At 69.3% G+C, this 15,501-nt stretch carries 14 protein-coding genes; 5 read left to right on the forward strand and 9 right to left on the reverse strand.

Annotated elements, in window-relative coordinates; all coding sequences use genetic code 11:
* Window positions 1-154 precede the first annotated feature (154 nt).
* The 9 genes from AC5P98_RS11035 to AC5P98_RS11075 form a co-directional block, all read right to left on the reverse strand.
* The gene (locus AC5P98_RS11035; protein WP_049407215.1) at window positions 155-913 is read right to left on the reverse strand and encodes a 2,3-dihydro-2,3-dihydroxybenzoate dehydrogenase; all 759 of its coding nucleotides are present in this window, start codon (window positions 911-913) and stop codon (window positions 155-157) included.
* A complete protein-coding gene (locus tag AC5P98_RS11040) occupies window positions 910-4,794 on the reverse strand; it encodes an enterobactin synthase subunit F (protein WP_495230021.1) in 3,885 nt (1,294 codons plus the stop codon). The genes AC5P98_RS11035 and AC5P98_RS11040 overlap by 4 nt, the downstream gene beginning before the upstream one ends.
* Window positions 4,791-5,048 carry a phosphopantetheine-binding protein gene (locus AC5P98_RS11045; RefSeq protein WP_049407220.1) on the reverse strand — a complete coding sequence of 86 codons (258 nt, stop codon included), beginning with the start codon at window positions 5,046-5,048 and terminating at the stop codon, window positions 4,791-4,793. Before AC5P98_RS11045 ends, AC5P98_RS11040 begins: the two co-directional genes overlap by 4 nt.
* On the reverse strand, window positions 5,048-5,680 hold the full coding sequence (locus AC5P98_RS11050; protein WP_049407222.1) for an isochorismatase family protein: 633 nt from the start codon (window positions 5,678-5,680) through the stop codon (window positions 5,048-5,050). The genes AC5P98_RS11045 and AC5P98_RS11050 overlap by 1 nt, the downstream gene beginning before the upstream one ends.
* Window positions 5,680-7,332, reverse strand: coding sequence for a (2,3-dihydroxybenzoyl)adenylate synthase (locus AC5P98_RS11055; RefSeq protein WP_049407225.1), 1,653 nt, complete (start codon window positions 7,330-7,332; stop codon window positions 5,680-5,682). The genes AC5P98_RS11050 and AC5P98_RS11055 overlap by 1 nt, the downstream gene beginning before the upstream one ends.
* Window positions 7,329-8,522: an isochorismate synthase gene (locus AC5P98_RS11060; protein WP_049407228.1), complete on the reverse strand. Its 1,194-nt coding sequence runs from the start codon at window positions 8,520-8,522 to the stop codon at window positions 7,329-7,331. The genes AC5P98_RS11055 and AC5P98_RS11060 overlap by 4 nt, the downstream gene beginning before the upstream one ends.
* Window positions 8,519-9,715 carry an MFS transporter gene (locus AC5P98_RS11065; protein WP_495230023.1) on the reverse strand — a complete coding sequence of 399 codons (1,197 nt, stop codon included), beginning with the start codon at window positions 9,713-9,715 and terminating at the stop codon, window positions 8,519-8,521. The genes AC5P98_RS11060 and AC5P98_RS11065 overlap by 4 nt, the downstream gene beginning before the upstream one ends.
* A 151-nt stretch (window positions 9,716-9,866) precedes the next feature.
* Window positions 9,867-10,178 (reverse strand): DUF3817 domain-containing protein, encoded by a 312-nt coding sequence (locus AC5P98_RS11070; RefSeq protein WP_041863547.1) that lies wholly within the window; start codon window positions 10,176-10,178, stop codon window positions 9,867-9,869.
* A 130-nt stretch (window positions 10,179-10,308) separates the two neighbouring features.
* Window positions 10,309-11,244, reverse strand: coding sequence for a TIGR03571 family LLM class oxidoreductase (locus tag AC5P98_RS11075; protein WP_049439386.1), 936 nt, complete (start codon window positions 11,242-11,244; stop codon window positions 10,309-10,311).
* A 66-nt stretch (window positions 11,245-11,310) separates the two neighbouring features.
* Here AC5P98_RS11075 and AC5P98_RS11080 point away from each other — a divergent pair, with 66 nt between their 5' ends.
* The 5 genes from AC5P98_RS11080 to AC5P98_RS11100 all read left to right on the forward strand — a co-directional run bounded on the left by AC5P98_RS11080 (window position 11,311) and on the right by AC5P98_RS11100 (window position 15,500).
* Window positions 11,311-11,760, forward strand: coding sequence for a GNAT family N-acetyltransferase (locus AC5P98_RS11080; protein WP_032962518.1), 450 nt, complete (start codon window positions 11,311-11,313; stop codon window positions 11,758-11,760).
* A 97-nt stretch (window positions 11,761-11,857) separates the two neighbouring features.
* A complete protein-coding gene (locus AC5P98_RS11085; protein WP_049407240.1) occupies window positions 11,858-13,378 on the forward strand; it encodes a thioredoxin family protein in 1,521 nt (506 codons plus the stop codon).
* Between the two features lie 585 nt (window positions 13,379-13,963).
* Window positions 13,964-14,593: a superoxide dismutase gene (locus AC5P98_RS11090; protein WP_049407456.1), complete on the forward strand. Its 630-nt coding sequence runs from the start codon at window positions 13,964-13,966 to the stop codon at window positions 14,591-14,593.
* The gene (locus AC5P98_RS11095; RefSeq protein WP_032962524.1) at window positions 14,590-15,168 is read left to right on the forward strand and encodes a flavin reductase family protein; all 579 of its coding nucleotides are present in this window, start codon (window positions 14,590-14,592) and stop codon (window positions 15,166-15,168) included. Before AC5P98_RS11090 ends, AC5P98_RS11095 begins: the two co-directional genes overlap by 4 nt.
* The gene (locus AC5P98_RS11100; RefSeq protein WP_014647429.1) at window positions 15,165-15,500 is read left to right on the forward strand and encodes a tetratricopeptide repeat protein; all 336 of its coding nucleotides are present in this window, start codon (window positions 15,165-15,167) and stop codon (window positions 15,498-15,500) included. The genes AC5P98_RS11095 and AC5P98_RS11100 overlap by 4 nt, the downstream gene beginning before the upstream one ends.
* Window position 15,501 lies beyond the last annotated feature (1 nt).

Genomic DNA, 15,501 nt, shown 5'->3' on the forward strand with positions numbered 1-15,501 from the left:
ATCATTGCGCGTTGGCTGTCGGGCCATGGCTCGACGGGGGTTGGGAGATGTCTGAAGGTGAATGAGGTTGCCGGCCAGCGGCCGGCACTACCGGGGGCCGTAGGTTGCCGGCCAGCGGCCGGCACTACCATTGCCGGCAGGCGGCGGTCGGGGCTCAGCCGCGCAGGGTGGCGCCGCCGTCGACGTACAGGTCGCTCATGGCCACGTGCCCGGCCTGTTCCGAGAGCAGGAACATCACCGAGTGCGCGATGTCCTCGGGGGTGGCCAGCTTGCGCAGTGGAATACCGGCCTTGTAGGTCTCCAGGCTGCCGGCGATCACCCGCTCGGCACCGTGCTCGTCCTGCCACATGCCGGTCTGCATCGGGGTCAACGTCGATCCCGGGGCGACGATGTTGCAGCGGATGCCCAACGGCGCCAGCTCCAGCCCGAGGCAGCGGGTGAACATGGTGGCGGCGGCCTTGGATGCCGCATAGGCGGCCATCCCGTGTCGCGGCACACCGGCCGCATTCGAGCTGACGGTAACCATCGCGCCCTGCCCGCGCGGCGACATCACCCCCGCCAGAGCACGCCCGACATGGAACACGCCGTCGGTGTTCACCGCGAACACCCGGCGCCAGTCGTCATCGCCGGTCTCGGTCACGCCGCCCACATGCAGCACACCGGCCACGCTGGCGGCCAGCATGATCGGTCCGATGCTGGACTCGACCCGATCCACCAAGGCGTCGACGGCCTCACTGTCGGTCACGTCAAGAGCAAACGCCTGCACACGTGCATCCGCGAACATGGGTGCCTCGCGATCGGTCGCCACCACGGTGCAACCGGCCGCGGCCAGCAACCGTACCAGTGCCTCGCCGATGCCGCCGGCAGCGCCGGTCACCAGCGCCACACGACCTTCAAAACCGGTCAATTTCATGTTGCGGTCTCCTGTTGCTCGTCCCAGTGGCGCAACCGCGCCGACAACCACGGCGCCAGCTGCGCCACCGCATCGCGGCCGGTCAGTTCGGCGTGCAGAAACGGCAGCTCCAGTGCCTGCACCTTGCGCGCGTGGGTCCGCCACAACGCCGACTGCAGCTGTGGCCGCGCCTGGTGATCCCGGCCAGCGCGGACGTGCACCAGCGTGCCGTCGAACGGTTGGTGGATGTGTTCGCGGATCAGCCGGTTGGTACCGGTCACCGCGCGCACCACGCCGTCAAGCACCACATCCGGCAGGCTGCCCAGTGCACTACCGCCGCGACGCAGGAACGCGAGTATGCGTTCACGACTGTCCAGTTCCGGATGCGCATCCGGGTCATGGCCGGCAATCGCCAGTAGTGCCCGCAGTGCGGCGACGGCGTCCGGTTCAGGCTCGGCCCGCCAGCACTCGCTGGGATAGGCGTCCAGCAGCACCAGTTCGCCGACGTCGCGGCCGATCTCATGCAGCCGCACCGCCATCGCCTGGGCGAGGATGCCGCCCACCGACCAGCCCAGCAGATGCACCGGCCCCTTCGGCTGTAGTGCGACCACGCGCTGTACGTAATCGTTGGCCATCGCCTCGATGCTGCTCGGCAGTGGCAGCCGCGCGTCCAGTGCCGGCGACTGCAGGCCATACACCGGGCGGGCTGGTTGCAGTGCCCGGGCGAGGGTGCGGTAGTTCCAGGCGATGCCACCGGCCGGGTGCAGCACGAACAGCGGAGTGGGCCCGGCAGCGTCGGTTGCGGCCAGCGCGATCACCGGCCCCAGCGCGTGATCGGCCAGCGCGGGTGGCGCGGCAATACGAACCGCCAGCGCGGCCACGGTGGGCTGGGCAAACAAGGCGCCCAAACCCAGATCGCAGCGCCAGCGCTGCTCGATCGCCAGCAGCAGGTGCACCGCCGACAGCGAGTCACCGCCGAGACTGAAGAAGTCCGCATCCACCGCCACCGGCGCCTCACGCCCAAGCGCCTGTGCGAACAGCAACGCCAGCTCCTGTTCCAACGGCGTGCGCGGCGCCAAGCCGGCAACTTCACGTTGCGGTGGCTTCGGCAACGCGTTGCGGTCGAGCTTGCCGTTGGCGGTCACCGGCCAGTGGTCCACACCAACGATGGCCGAGGGCACCATGTAGTCCGGCACACGCGTGGCGAGGTGGCTGCGCAGCATTACGGCATCGGCAAGCGCGGTCGGCACATAGGCCACCAGACGCGCTTCGCCGGGAGCATCCTGGCGTAGCAGCACTTCCACCCGTTCCATGCCCGGCAGTTCGCGCAAAGCCGCCTCGATCTCGCCCAGTTCGATGCGCAGGCCGCGCAGTTTCACCTGATGGTCGCTGCGGCCCAGGTACTCCACCGCACCATCGCGGCGCCAGCGCGCCACGTCGCCGGTGCGGTAGATGCGCTCGCCCGCCAGGAAAGGATCGGCAAGGAAGCGTTCGGCGGTCAGATCGTCGCGACCGAGATAGCCGCGTGCCAGCTGCACGCCGCCCAGGTACAGGTCACCGGCCACACCGACCGGCACCGGCTGCATCCGGGCGTCCAGCACGTACAGGCGGGTGTTCCAGACCGGGAAGCCGATCGGCACCGGCCGCGAGCGATCCTGCGCTGACGCCGGCCAATAGCTGACATCCACTGCGGCCTCGGTCGGGCCGTACAGGTTGTGCAGTTCTGCGTGCACGCGCGCATGGAAGCGGTCTCGCAACGCAGCGTCCAGCGCCTCGCCGCTGGTGAATACGCGGCGCAGCTGCAGCCCTGCAGAAGCCGGCGCAGCGAGGAAGGCGTCGAGCATCGACGGCACGAAATGCGCCGTGGTGATGCCATGGCCCCGGATCAAGCGCGCCAGCTCGGTGGGATCGCGATGCGCGTCCGGCCCGGCAACCACCAGCGTAGCCCCGCACAGCAGCGGCAGGAAGAATTCCCAGACCGAGACATCGAAGGTGGCCGGGGTCTTCTGCAGCACGCGGTCATCGGCGCCGATGCCGTACTGCTCGCGCATCCACAGCAGGCGATTGACGATCGCGCGGTGTTCGACGACCACGCCCTTGGGCTCGCCGGTCGAACCGGAGGTATAGATCACATAGGCGGCATCGCTGGGCGCAGGATCCGCCCATGGCGCTGCAAAACTCAGCGCGGTCCACTGCTCCGGCGCGAGCACCGGCACACCGGCCATGCGCACCGATACGTCTGGCGCAGCCAGTACGCACACCGGCTGCGCCGACGCAAGAATACGTGCCAACCGCTCATCGGGATGGGCAAGGTCCAGCGGAAGATAGGCCGCGCCTGCGCGTAGCACCGCGACCAGCGCGAGCACCAGTTCCAGCGAGCGCGGCAATGCCACCGCGACTACGCTGCCCGGGCCGACGCCCATGCCGCGCAGTTGTGCGGCAAGCGCAAAACTGCGTGCTTCCAGCGTTGCATAGTCGAGCGTAGTGTCGCCGAACACCAGCGCCGGCGCGTGCGGATCCCGATCCATGCCCTGCTGCAGCAGTTCAACCAGGGTAGTCTCGGGAAGCGCATGCGCGGTGGCATTGAAACCGTGCAGCACCTGCTGCGCCTCCTCAAGCGACGCCAGAGGCACGGCTGCGATATCGTCAGCCTGCAATGCTGCCGACACGAAATGCAGCAACCGCGCTGCATGCGCCTCGACATCCTCGCGACTGTACATCGCGGGATTGGCCTCGATCTCCAGATCGAGAAGGTGCTGGCCATCGCCACGGAAGCCCAGTGTCAGATCATCCACCGGCCCGGTGCACAGCACCTCCAGCGTTGCCTGCGCGCCGGCCAGCGCCAGCGGCTTGTAGAACGGCTGCACATTCACCAGCGGACCGTGCAGGCGCTGCTGCGCGCCGACCAGCCCCAGGTCCCGGCGCAGCTGCTCACTGCGGTAACGGCCATGCTTGCGACCCTGGCTGAGCTGCCGGCCCAGGCCGCGGGTGAAGGCCTCGACGCTGCCCTCGCCGGCCGCTACGCGCAGCGGCAACACGTTCATCACCATCGCCGGCACCCGCGCCGACGCGTTGCCGAGCCGGCCCATGTAGGGCACGCCCAGCACCACTTCATCGGCAGCGCTCATCCGCCGCAGGTACTCGGCCGCCAGCGCGGCCAGCACATCCGGCCAGGGCTGCAGCCAACGTACCGACGCCTGCAGCAGCTGCTCGCGGAAGGCCGCATCGAGCGGCCGCACCCAGCGCAGCGCATCGTCGCTGGCCGCCACGGTGCCTGCCAGGCCCACGCCCGCCGGCGCCCCCTGCAACTGCTCGCGCCACCAGCGCCCGGCCTGCGCACGACGCGGGTCGGCACGATAGGCGGCGTCATCCGCCAGCACGCCCGCCAGCCCTGGCAGCGGTTCAGCCATGCGACCGGCATGCAACGCGCACACGCGATCGGTGAACAGCGCCATGCCGTAGCCATCGGCGGCCAGATGATGCACGCGCAGGTACCAGACCCAGCGCTGCCCGCCCAGGTCAAACAACACCTGCTGGCTGATCCGGTCGCGGGTCGGATCGACCGCGCTGAGCCGATCGGCCTGCATCAGGTTGCGTGCCGCCGCGGTGGGATCCGCCGCGGTGGAAACATCGCGCACCGAAAGCAGCGGCACGTGTGCCGGGTCGTACCACTGCAGCGGCTGGCCATCGGCCCCTTCGGCAAAGCGCAGCGCAAAGGCCTGGGCTTCGCCCGCAGCCTGGTCTGCCGCTGTGACGAACGCGGTCACGTCCAGCGGGCCATCGATCCACACCGCGTGCGCGGTATTGAATGACGGATTGTCCGGCGCCAGCCGCTGTGCAAACCACAGTCCGGCCTGGGCCTCGGTCAATGCCACCGGCGTGGCCAGCGCAGCGGCGTTCATGCGTTCTGCGCGGCCTGCAGCGTCTGCACAACGTTCCACCACTGGCGCAGCGTGGTGTGTTCGGCCAACTGCGAGAACTCCAGCGGCAGGCCGGTGTTGCCCCAGGCCAGGACCAGGCCGAGCATGCGCATCGAGTCCAGGTCCAGGTCGATCAGGTTGTCGTCGTCACCGATCTCGGCCGGCGTACATTCCAGAACGCGCGCCACGTCGGCACGCATCCGCTCCAGATCCAGCATCTCAGCGGTGGCAGCCATCACAGCACCTCCAGCAACTGGTCGGTGGTCATCGGCACGCCACAGGTGCGTGCGATCCAGTGCAGCGCCTGATCGTGATCGGCGCGCGAGAAATCCGCTACCGCATCGGCCGCGATGAACGCCTCGATGTCGCGCTGGAAGGCTTCGACCACGGTGGCCGTGCAGCCTATATGCGCATACACGCCAGTGACCAGCAGCTGGTCGCGTCCACGCACCCGCATCAGCGTCTCCAGGTTGCTGCGCTGGAACGCGCTGTAGCGGTGCTTCACCAGCACGTGCTCGCCAGGCTGCGGTGCCAGTGCCTCGATGATTGGTTCATGGTCGGCGCTGCGACGCATGCCTGGTCCCCACAGGTCGGCCTGCAGGCCACGGTCACGGCGGTCCTGGTCGCCATGCTGGGCGGTGTAGAACACCGGAATGCCGTGCGCGCGGCAATGCGCCAGCAGCCGTGCGATGTTGTCCACTACCGGCCGCAGCGGTGCGTTGCCGGCGTCGAATGCGGCCAGGAAATAGCGCTGCATGTCGTGCACCAGCAGCGCGACACGATCGCGCTGCGGGCGCCACGGGCCGCGCGCCTGCGGCAGTTCGGCGGCAGTCGGCAAGGGGTAATCGGTGATACGGGGCAGCGCCATCAGCGCGTTCCTCCTGTCTGTTGCAGATGACGCGCACGCAGCTGCGCGCGCAGTTCGCGGCGGCTGATCTTGCCGACCGCGGTGGTATCGAAACTGTCGACGAACACGACCTGGTCGGGCACCTTGAACGCGGCCAGGCCGCGCCCGCGCATCCAGGACTTCAGCGCCGGCGCCTTGAACGGCTCACCCTGCTGGATCACGAACGCGCAGCTGCGCTCCCCGAGATACTCGTCAGGAATGGAGACCACGGCGGCGTCGAACACGCCGGGGTGGGCCAGAAGGTGATCTTCGATCTCCTCGGCGGAGATTTTCTCGCCCGCCCGGTTGATGTGGTCACCGGCACGGCCCTGCACCACCAGGTAGCCTCCGGGCAGCTGCTGCACGCGGTCGCCGGTGCGGTAGAAGCCGTCGTCGGTGAACGAACGCGCATTGGCCACCGCATCGTTGTGGTAGCCACGGATGGTGTACGGGCCGCGGGTCAGCAGATGCCCTACCTCGCCTTCCGGCACCGGCTGGTCATGGTCATCGACCACGCGCACCTCGTCGTCCGGGCTGATCGGCCGGCCCTGGCAGGCTACGATCAGTTCTTCCGGATCATCCAGCCGTGTGTAGTTCACCAGGCCTTCGGCCATGCCGAACACCTGCTGCAGCGTGCAGCCAAGACCGTCAATCACCCGCCGTGCGGCTTCCGGCACCAGTTTGGCCCCGCCTACCTGCAGTACCTGCAGGCTGGACAGGTCGTGCTTGCTGGTGGCGGCGGCCTGTGCCCACAACAGCGCCAGCGGCGGCACCAGCCCACAGCAGGTCACTTGCTCGCGCGCGATCAGCGGGAAGGCCGCGTCCGGCCCCGGACCGGGGCTGAGCACCACGCGGGCACCGGCATACAGCGCGCCGAAGAAACCGGGCGAGCTCATGGGGAAGTTGTGCGCGGCCGGCAGCGCGACCAGGTACACGCTGTCGCGGTCGATGCCGCAGAGGTCATTGCTGGCACGGAACGAGTAGATGTAGTCGTCGTGGGTGCGTGGAATCAGCTTGGACAGCCCGGTGCTGCCGCCGGAGATCTGCAGGAACGCCACCGACTGCGGGTCCGGGTCGGCCGGCAGCTGGTTGCGGTCTCCCTGCAGCGCCTCGAGCGCGGTGAACTCTGCTGCATCGCCATCGATGACCACGTGGCGCAGCGCCGGCACCTCGGCCTGCAGCGCCCGCGCCAGCCCGCGATGATCAAAGCCATCGTGCAGGTCGGCAGTGATGTAGGCACTGGCTTCGGCCTTGTTGGCGAAGTGCACCAGCTCGGTGATGCGGTGCGCCGGCAGCGCGTACACCGGCACCAGGCCGGCGCGGAACAGCCCGCATACGGTGGCGATGAACCCGGCGGTGTTGCCCAGCTGTACCAGCACCCGTTCACCGGGTTGCAGGCCGAGTGCCAGCAGTCCGGCACCGATGCGACCGGCCTCGTGCCACAGCTGCGCGTAGCTCAGGCGCACATCGCCAGCGACCACGGCGATGTCATCAGCGTAGCGTCCCGCACGCTCACGCAGGAACGCCGGGAAGGTCTCGCCGCGCCAGTAGCCCGCCTCGCGATAGCGCGCCACCAGCGCATCGGGCCAAGCCTGCTGCAGTGGCAGGCGGGAAGAAACAGTGGGCGTGTTCATGCAGCAGGCTCGATGACGGGCGCGGCGTCGTGGACGCCCAACGCGTTCAACAGGGCGGCAAACTTCGCCGCGGTTTCGGCGACCTCGGCCTCGGGCTGCGACTGGGCAACGATGCCGGCGCCGGCGTACAGGCGCAGCTGCGTGCCCTGCAGGCGTGCGCAGCGGATCGCCACATACCAGTCACCATCCCCTTTCGCATCCAGCCAGCCGACCGCACCGGCATAGAAGCCACGCGGCACCGGCTCAAGCTCGCGGATACGCTGCAGTGCCGCCAGCCGGGGTGTACCGCAGACCGCCGGCGTGGGATGCAACTGCGCCAGCAGCTCGGCCGCCGATGTCTGCGGATCCTTCAGGGTGGCGTGGATGCGGGTGCCGAGATGCCACATGCTGGCGGTGGCATGCAGCACCGGGCGCGGCTGCGCATCGATGTGGCTGCAGTACGGCGCCAGGCCCTCGATGATGGCCTCGACCACGTGGCGGTGCTCGTCATGGTCCTTGTTCGAAGCCAGCAGCGCCTGCGCGGCGCGCTCGTCCTCGGCGGCATCGGCACTGCGGCGCGCGGACCCGGCCAGCGGGTGCGACAACAGCTCGGCGCCACGCTTGCGCAGCAGCAGCTCCGGTGTTGCGCCGACCAGCCAGGCCGGTGCGTGCCCCGGTTCAACCGGAAGCGGCACCGCATAGGTCGCCACCGAGGGATCCGCGCCCAACCGCGCCAGCAGCACCTCTGGAGACAGCGCATGGCGGCTGTGCGCCAGCAGGCTGCGCGCCAGCACCACCTTGTGCAGGTCCTGGTCGGGCGCGCGCAGCGCCTTCACTGCCTCGGCGACCGCGGCTGCATAGTCCTGCGCTGCGGGCTCCGCCTGCAGCGGGCCCTGCAGCGCCGGCGCCGCCCGTGGTTGCAATGGCAGGGCCGGCAGCAGGCGCTCAGGCTGGTACAACGCGTCGTCGGCACGCGGTTCGAATGGCACCGCACCGACCAGCAGGCCCGGACCGCCACGCTGCTGGGCGAAGAAGGCCGCAACGCGCTCCGCCAGGGTTGCCAGCGCGCCACCCGGCAGCGCGAGGCGGCAACCGCGTGCGTGCACATGCTGGCCGGCATGCTGCAGCAGGAACAGCGACGCGTCGTCAGTGCTCTCCAGCGGCGCGGGCGCAGCCTCCGGCCACGCGCCCTGCATCAGGGAATCGTTCATGGGGTCTCCTTCATCCGATGCGCTGCAGCCAGCGCGCACAGCAACAGCAGCAGCGCGCCGACCAGCAGATATGGCAGGCTGGGCCCGCCGCGATACAACAGCGTGCCGAGCATCGGCCCGGCCACCATGCCCAGCCCCTGCGCGGCAGCGACCGTGCCCGCTGCGGCACCCTGCTCGTGCGCTTCCACCGCGTCGGCGGCCAGCGCCTGGAACGAGGGGAATACGAAGCCCATGCCGAACGCGGCCAGCGCGTATGCCGCCGGCAACTGCCAGCCCTGCTGCACGCCCGCCACCGAAGCAAAGCCAATGCCGGAAATCAGCGCGCCGAGGATGATCCAGCGGCGCGGATGCACCTCCAGCTTCATCACCAGCGCCTGCGCCAGGATCAGGCCGATGCCGACCGCGGTCAGCGCGATGCCGGCCATGCGTGCACCAGCGGCAGCATCCAGGCCCAGGCGATCAATCGCGAAAAAGCCCACCGTCACCTGCGCGATGGTCACCGAGACCATGGCGATGAGCGCCGCCAGCTGCGGCAGGCGCAGGCGCGGGTCGAGGCGGCTCATCGGCGCGCGGCGCTGTGCGGACGCGCCAACCACCGGCGGTGTAGCCGGCAGCCGCCAGGCCAGCAATGCCAGTGCCAGCAGCGGCAGCAACGCGGCCACGTACAGCGCCAGCGAAAGGTTGGTATAGGCAAGCCAGCCGGCAGCGGCCGGCCCGAGCACCATGCCCAGCGCATTGGCGCTGCCCAGTCGGGCGAGGAATTTCGCACGTTGGCCGGTCGGTGCCTCGTCGGCGATGAGCGCGGCTGCGGTGGGCGGCACCGCCGCGTAGAACAGGCCGATCAGGCCTCGCGCACCGACCAGCACCAGCACCGATACCAGTACCGGCGGCACCGCCTGCAGGGCAACGTCGATGAACACCGCCAGCGCGATGTAGACCACGGTGTAGGCGCTCATCGCCAGCATCAGCACGCGCTTGCGGCCGATGCGGTCGCTGAGCTGGCCCCATGGGCGCGCGGCCAGCATCCACAACGCGCCCGCGGCGGTGACCGACAGTCCGGCATGCCACTCGGACAGCCCGAGCATGCGGACCACCGGACCGATCACGGCGACGAAGGACATCATCGCCATGGTGCCGATCAGGGCGGCCACTACCAGCGCCGGCAAGCCGGGAACGACGGGACGTGCGTGCATGGAACACCAGCCGTAACAGGAAGGGATCGCCGGGCGCACCTGCGCCCCGCCCGGCGCCGGCCCTGCTCAGGACCGGACGCCATCCTCAAATGATAACGGCTCGTATTTGCATTTGATACCCATTCTCTTGAACGGGCACGCAACAGCGACTTCAGCGCACCGCGCGCAGGCCCAACAGGCCACGGCGCTTGAACCACCATTCCAATGGCAGCGTCACCAGCGGCGGGATGGCTGCCAGTAGCGCCAGCGCACTGGCCCACCACGGCCAGCGCAGGCGCAGCGCCGCGAACAGCGTCACCGCCACATAGAGCAGGAACGCCACGCCGTGCAGGGGTCCGAACAGCTTCACCAGCGCCACGTTGGCCATGGGGCCGTACTTCATCCACATGCCGATGAGCAGGCCGGCCCAGGTCACGGCCTCGATGAAAGCGACCGCGGCGAACAGGCGTCCGCTCGGGTGCATGGGGGAACGTTGGGTCACACGGGGCTCCGGCAGCGGGGTATCACATGCGAATGATACGCAGATGCGGACTTCCAGCACACCGGCGAGCGCAGCGTTGGCAACGATGAAGCGCGTCCACCCAGGTGGACACCTACCGGGGCATATTCGGCAGAACCTGCTCCCCGATCTCACGCAACACCGCGTCCATCGGCCGCCCGTTGTCGACCAGATTGAACATCACGTGCGCCACGCCCTGCCCATGCACGCGCAGCAGATAGTCACGCAGGCCATCGCGGCCGACCTTCAGGCCCAGCGGCAGCGGCTCGGCTGGCGCCTGCGGATCTGCCTGCAGATCCAGCAGCATCGACTGCACGAACGGCTTGCCTGGGCCACCACGCTGCACCAGCGCCTGCTGCCACAGGCCGATGCGCCCCTCCTGCGCGGCCTCCTCACGATGATAGGTGGCCCAGCCTTCGGCCTCGCGCGCGATCCACTGCAGGCTCTGCCGCGCGGTACCCACCACCAGCATCGGGATGCGGGTTGCCGGCGCCGGCAGCACGTCGAAGCCACCCGTGGCCTGCAGTACGGCGGTCCGCGCATCGGCCTCCGGTGACAACGCCGCGCGCAGCAACGTCCAGCGCTCACGGAAGGTCGTCGCCCTGCCCTCCAGATCCTCGCCGAAGGCGGCGAATTCTTCCGGGCGGTCACCCGAACCCAGGCCCAGCACGAACCGCCCTGCACTGATCCGGTCCAGGCTCAAGGCCGACTTCGCCACCTGCAACGGCTGGCGCAACGGCAACACGATGGCGGCGGTACCGACCACGATGCGCGTGGTCGCGGCGGCCAGCATGCCCAGCCACAGGAAGGGGTCGTCCAGCGCGCTCGCCGTCGCGTCCGGACCCTGCGGCACCATCAGCGGTACATCGCGCGCCCACAACGCGGCGAAACCAAGATCGTCGGCCAGCCGCGCAATGCGCCGCGCCGCGCCCGGATCGGCCAGCCCATGCGCCGCAACGGGCGTCATCAGGCCCAGGCTCAGTCCCTGTTGCGGAAACAACGAAGCGTAGGCGGGATTGAATTCACTCATGGGACCAGCTTAGCGTGCAGGCAACCGGCGACGATGACACGCCACACACCACATGAAGATCGCTGCATGCCGAGGATCCGCCCCGCCCACATCGATGACCTGCCCGCGATGAGCGCGGTATGCCTGGCCGCATTCACTGCGGCCGTCGCGCCCTCGCTCAGCGCGGCCGGCATTGCTACGTTCGGCAGTGTCGCCGCCGCCGATGCGTTCGCTGCACGCCTGCAGGGTGACAACCACATCCTGGTGGCCGAGCAGGATGGCCGCATCCTCGGCGTGGTAGAGCTGAAGGAAGGCCGCCACCTGGCGATGCTGTTCGTCGATCCCGCCTGCCAGGGCCAGGGCATCGGCCATGCCCTGTTCGAAGCCGTGCTGCCGCACCTGCGCACACCGGTGCTGACCGTGCGCGCCTCGCTCAACGCAGTGCCTACCTACCTGCGCTATGGCTTCGTGCTGGACGGTGATGTCGGCGAGTTCAACGGGCTGGTGTACCAGCAGATGGTGCGGGCAGCCGCCTGAGGGCAGCGGGTGTCATGCCCCGCTGCACGGCCGATATAAGCAAACTGAATCAGCACACTCCCCGGCCATTCCTACAATGGACTGTCCCCCCTTCGAGATGCCGCCGATGCGCGTCGCGCTTTCCGTGTTGCTGCTGGCTTCGGCGCTGAGCGCCTGCACCCCGGCCCCGGTGTCCACCGCCAGCTCCGCCGAGGCGCCCGCGCCGGCGTCCGCCATCGCCTGGCGCCAGGGCGATGTGGACGATGCCTTCGCCGAGGCCGCCGACAGCGGAAAGCCGGTGCTGCTGTACTGGGGCGCGGTCTGGTGCCCGCCGTGCAACCAGCTCAAGGCCGGCCTGTTCAAGGACCCGGCGTTCATCGCGTTGACCGGCAAGTTCGTGCCGGTCTACCTGGATGGCGACGAGGAAGGGGCACAGGCTTGGGGCGAACGCTTCGGGGTGCGCGGCTATCCGACCCTGATCGTGCTGGACCCACAACGCAATGAGCTCACCCGCGTGGCCGGCGGCAACGACGCGGCCGAACTGACCCGTGCGCTGACCGTCGCGGCCGGGCGCCGCAGCGCCATCGCCGCCACCCTGGCGACGGCACTGGCCACGCCGGACAGGCTGGCCGCCGAAGACTGGCAGGTGCTGGGCGATTACGGCTGGGAAGTCGACGCCAACCGCCTGGCCGGCGAGCGCAGGAGCCAGGATGTGCTGCGCCAGCTGTCCAAGGCCGCACCCGACGCGGCGCTGCAACGCCGCTTCGCCCTGCTGGCCCTGGCCACCGCCGACACGCCCGCCAGCTCGCCCACCGAGGTGCGTGAGCTGCTGCAGGCAGTGCTGGCGCAACCTGCCGAAGTCCGTCGTAACCGCGAACTGCTGGGCTACGCGGGCGCGACGCTGGTCAAGCAGGCCAGCGCCGGCCCGGCCACCAGCAACACGCTGGGGCAGCAGCTGCTGGTCGCACTGGAGCGCGCAGATGCCGAGCGCGGCAACCGTGCCGACGACGCGCTGTCGCGTGCGCGGACCGAAGTGTCGCTGGCCCGTCAGCAGCAGCCCAACGGCGCACTGCCCGCGGCCCTGGTTGAGCGGGTCAAGCAGCGCGTGGCCGCTGCCGATGCCGCCGCCACCGATGCGCATGCACGCCAGGCCACGATCAGCAGCGCGGTCTACGCACTGCGCCAGGTCGGCGACGACGCGGGCGCCGAGGCGCTGTTGCTGGCCGAGCTGAAACGCAGCGAACAGCCGTACTACTACATGCCCGAGCTGGCCGAACTGGCCGAGCAGCGCGGCGACACCGCCGGTGCGCTGGAGTGGCTGAAGCGCGCCTACGATGGCGCGCAGGGCCCGGCCACCCGCGTACAGTGGGGCGTGCTGTACGTGGAGGGCCTGTTGAAGCTGGCGCCGGATGATGCACCACGCATCGAGCAGGCCACCGCCTCGCTGATCGCCGAACTGGAAGCGCAGCCGTCGGGCTACCACCAGCGTACCCGCCAGCGTTTCGAGCGCCTGGCCGGGCAGTTGAAGACGTGGAGCGGCAAGCACCAGGGCGCCGAAACACTGGCGCGGCTGCAGCAGCGGATGCAGCAGGCGTGCGGGGAACAGGTTGATGGTGCGTGCAAGGATTGGTTGAGTTGAGTTGATGAAGGCGCTGGCGGCTGGTTCGCCTGCCGGCGCTTTTGTTGATCCGTGTGGGAGGGGGCGGGGGCCGCTGGCCAGGACACGCAAAAGCCCCTCCATGGTGCTCGATGGCGCCATCCTTGGCGCCAACGGTCCTGTCCAGCGCCCCCCGCCCCCTCCTGACAGTTTCCTGCGAGCGCGGGCAGCGCAACAGCGCGCCGGTGAGGATTCGAAAAGCGGGTTCTGGTAGTGCCGGCCGCTGGCCGGCAACCCGACCTTCGCTGATTGCCGGCCAGCGGCCGGCACTACCATGCCGCTCCTGCTCCTGCCTTTGACTCCGTCTCCGCGCCAGCGCAGGGAGCTGTCCTGCAGGGGCTGATGGGTCAGCGCAGGACCGTTGGCGCCACGGATGGCGCCATCGAGCCCCCATGGATGGGTTCACGGCGTGTCCTGCGCTGACCCATCAGCCCCTGCCTGCCAGGAAGAATCAAGGCGACGAACGCGCACGCATTTCAATCCCGCCCCTTGACCTCAACCAATGTTGAGGTGCGATAACAATCTCCCCACGGCCAGCCCCTGGCCTTCCCCACGGAGATTGCTTCGATGTCGTACTCGCTTCCCCCGCTCCCCTACGCCTACGACGCCCTTGAGCCGCACTTCGATGCGCGCACGATGGAGATCCATCACAGCAAGCACCACCAGGCCTACGTCAACAACCTCAATGCCGCCATCGAGCAGGCCGGCATCGCCGAGCAGCCGGTCGAGGCGCTGATCGCCAACCTCGGTGCCGTGCCCGAGGCGCAGCGTGGCGCGGTCCGCAACAACGGCGGTGGCCACGCCAATCACAGCCTGTTCTGGACCGTGCTCAGCACCGACGGTGGTGCACCCGATGAGGAACTGGCCACCGCCATCGACCGTGACCTGGGCAGCTTCGATGCCTTCAAGGACGCCTTCAGCAAGGCCGCGCAGACCCGTTTCGGCAGCGGCTGGGCCTGGCTGACCAGTGACCGCGACGGCCGCCTGCAGGTCGAAAGCAGCGCCAACCAGGACAGCCCGCTGATGGGTGCAACCGTCGGCCTGTCCGGCAATACCCCGATCCTCGCGCTGGACGTCTGGGAACACGCCTACTACCTGCACTACCAGAACCGTCGCCCGGACTACATCGGTGCGTTCTTCAACATCATCAACTGGGCCGAGGTCGGCCGGCGCTACCGCCAGGCCCGGGCCTCATGAGCGGCGAGACAGTGCCGTACGCCGGGCCGTGGGCGGGGGTCTTCCCCGCACCGGCGCCGGTGCCGTCGGTCGAGATGCCGCCGCGTGCCCTGCGGCGGCTGCTCGGCCATTTCCCGACCGGCGTGGCCATCGTCTGCGCGCGCGATGCACAGGGCAAGCCGGTCGGCCTGACCATCAACTCGTTCGTACCGGTCTCGCTGCAGCCACCGCTGGTGCTGTGGAACCTGGCGCTGCACGCGCAGAGCCTGTCCACCTTCCAGCGCGCCACCCGCTTTGCAATCAGCGTGCTGGCGGCCGACCAGGAAGCGCTGGCCCGGCGCTTCGCCGATCCGCAGGTCCGCAATCGCTTCGACGGCCTGGCATTGCTGGATGACGACGAGGACGCCCCACCCCGCATCGCCGGTGCCGTGGCCCATCTCACCTGTACCCGCCACGCACAGTGGCCGGTGGGCGATCACCTGCTGCTGGCCGGCCGCATCATCGACGTGCACGAGAACGGCGGCGCGCCGCTGCTGTTCCATCGCGGCCGCTTCCAGCCCGGCCCGGCCGAACTGCTGGTGGAGGTGCGCGGATGAACATCGAAGCTCTGGAATGCATGCTCGCCGCCGGCAAGGATGGCGCGCTGCTGCGCTTCGGCCTGGGCAAGGGCTGGCTGGATGCCGGCAACCCGGTGCGCGCGGCCACCCATCTGGGCCGTTGCGTGGTGCTTGATCCGCAGTACTCGGCGGCGTGGAAGCTGCTGGGCAAGGCCTGGCTGGCCAGTGGCCAGCCGCAGGCGGCGCGCGAAGCCTGGCAGCGCGGATTGAGCGTGGCCGGCAGCAAGGGCGACCAGCAGGCACGCAAGGAAATGCAGGTGTTCCTGCGCCGCCTGGACCGCGAGCAGGCGGAGCCGGCGAAGGCGGGCTGAG

The sequence above is a fragment of the Stenotrophomonas sp. YJH_SMC_135 genome (assembly GCF_059372355.1).

What these genes read in the sequence shown, in the direction of transcription:
- AC5P98_RS11035 (WP_049407215.1), bottom strand. Translation starts at nt 913, where the DNA reads ATGAAATTGACCGGTTTTGAAGGTCGTGTGGCGCTGGTGACCGGCGCT.
- AC5P98_RS11040 (WP_495230021.1), bottom strand. Translation starts at nt 4,794, where the DNA reads ATGAACGCCGCTGCGCTGGCCACGCCGGTGGCATTGACCGAGGCCCAG.
- AC5P98_RS11045 (WP_049407220.1), bottom strand. Translation starts at nt 5,048, where the DNA reads ATGGCTGCCACCGCTGAGATGCTGGATCTGGAGCGGATGCGTGCCGAC.
- AC5P98_RS11050 (WP_049407222.1), bottom strand. Translation starts at nt 5,680, where the DNA reads ATGGCGCTGCCCCGTATCACCGATTACCCCTTGCCGACTGCCGCCGAA.
- AC5P98_RS11055 (WP_049407225.1), bottom strand. Translation starts at nt 7,332, where the DNA reads ATGAACACGCCCACTGTTTCTTCCCGCCTGCCACTGCAGCAGGCTTGG.
- AC5P98_RS11060 (WP_049407228.1), bottom strand. Translation starts at nt 8,522, where the DNA reads ATGAACGATTCCCTGATGCAGGGCGCGTGGCCGGAGGCTGCGCCCGCG.
- AC5P98_RS11065 (WP_495230023.1), bottom strand. Translation starts at nt 9,715, where the DNA reads ATGCACGCACGTCCCGTCGTTCCCGGCTTGCCGGCGCTGGTAGTGGCC.
- AC5P98_RS11070 (WP_041863547.1), bottom strand. Translation starts at nt 10,178, where the DNA reads ATGCACCCGAGCGGACGCCTGTTCGCCGCGGTCGCTTTCATCGAGGCC.
- AC5P98_RS11075 (WP_049439386.1), bottom strand. Translation starts at nt 11,244, where the DNA reads ATGAGTGAATTCAATCCCGCCTACGCTTCGTTGTTTCCGCAACAGGGA.
- AC5P98_RS11080 (WP_032962518.1), top strand. Translation starts at nt 11,311, where the DNA reads ATGCCGAGGATCCGCCCCGCCCACATCGATGACCTGCCCGCGATGAGC.
- AC5P98_RS11085 (WP_049407240.1), top strand. Translation starts at nt 11,858, where the DNA reads ATGCCGCCGATGCGCGTCGCGCTTTCCGTGTTGCTGCTGGCTTCGGCG.
- AC5P98_RS11090 (WP_049407456.1), top strand. Translation starts at nt 13,964, where the DNA reads ATGTCGTACTCGCTTCCCCCGCTCCCCTACGCCTACGACGCCCTTGAG.
- AC5P98_RS11095 (WP_032962524.1), top strand. Translation starts at nt 14,590, where the DNA reads ATGAGCGGCGAGACAGTGCCGTACGCCGGGCCGTGGGCGGGGGTCTTC.
- AC5P98_RS11100 (WP_014647429.1), top strand. Translation starts at nt 15,165, where the DNA reads ATGAACATCGAAGCTCTGGAATGCATGCTCGCCGCCGGCAAGGATGGC.